The sequence below is a fragment of the Pseudomonas ceruminis genome, from assembly GCF_021602025.1.
Lineage (GTDB): Bacteria > Pseudomonadota > Gammaproteobacteria > Pseudomonadales > Pseudomonadaceae > Aquipseudomonas > Aquipseudomonas ceruminis.
In genome coordinates this window covers 1-1,326 of the sequence record NZ_BQHW01000066.1, presented here as the reverse complement: position 1 = coordinate 1,326, position 1,326 = coordinate 1, and the positions used below count along the sequence as shown (strand labels likewise).

Here is a 1,326-nt window from a genome sequence, read left to right as displayed (position 1 = left end):
CGCAGCACTGGCCAACGCGTCGGCGATCACCAGTGTGTCAGGTAGGGTATCTAGAACAGAGGAAGGGTTTACGTCTGTCAGTGGTCAACTGACTCAACTGGATAACTCGATCGGCGACATCGGCGGCGAGAACCTGTTCTACAACCCGACGTTCGCCAAGGCAGGAACTGGTGGTGACATCGCGGATGGCTGGGCCACGGAGGGGCCGGCGTCCAGCGTCGAATCGCTGGTTACCTCATGGCTGAACGCAGGTGAGAAGGCGGTACGTGTTGAGGTTTCCAGCGTTGGTACGGGCACGCCCTATAAATCGCTGCGCCCAACTGGCGGCACGAAAGACCGGCGGCCAATGGTCGCCGAAGGTCAAACCGTTGCAGCGTCGATCTTCCTTCGGGGCACCGCTGGCCTGGGGTTCAGGTTCTTTATCCAATGGATTAACGCTGCAGGCACCGTGATCAGCGATCCTAACTCGGTGATGTTTACCATCACCGCAGCAGGCAAGCGTGAGCAGTTCAGCGCCGTCGCGCCCGCAGGCGCGGTGACTTGCTACGTCTACCTGCGTATCTACAGCGCCACCGGCGCGGTAACTGCGGGATACGTGGAAATGGCGCGGCCCCAGTTTGAGTATGGGGCGCGTGCCACCGGGTGGCGAGACAACGGTCAAGTCAATGCGGTGAACAACAGCGCGACGTCGGCTGCTGTGCAGAGCCTGACCTCGACCGTAGACCTGCAAGGCTCAACTCTATCCAGCGTGGCCGGGAGGACCACCAGCCTGGAGAACAGCCTGACCACGACCAACCAGAACGTGACAGCTGCGCAGCAGGCCGCCCAGGCCGCAGCCACCGCAGCGGGCGCGAAGGGGGAAGTCATCTACGGCTCAACGGCTCCGACCGCTGATAAGCGCCTGGCGCAAAACCTGTGGATCGACACCACTGGCAACGCCAACACGCCCAAGCGCTGGAGTGGCAACGCCTGGGTCGCTGTGACCGACAAGGTGGCCACTGATGCGGCGGCTGCGGCGGCCAGTGCACTCAGCCAGGTGGCGACGAAGGCTGAGGCCTCGGCGGTCAACTCGCTGAACAACCGGGTAAGCACTGCAGAGGGCACGATCACCAGCCAGAGCACCGACATCACTCAGCTCAAGAACAGCATAGGCGCGGTTCAGCCGTTCGTTGCGGGGATGACCTGGGAGTTTACGAACTCCACCAGAGGCTGGGTGGCAACCGCAACGGGCGGCACCATCACTGCTGGGCCGCTCTTCGCCACGGTGACCAAAAACCCCAACCTGCAGTGCAACTTCACACCCACCGTTTCTGGCGCGCAGAACCC

Annotated in this window: 1 pseudogene; it reads left to right on the top strand. The window is 62.5% G+C overall.

Annotated elements, in window-relative coordinates:
* Window positions 1-1,326, top strand: a pseudogene (locus L6D80_RS29805) (host specificity protein); the annotation flags it as partial.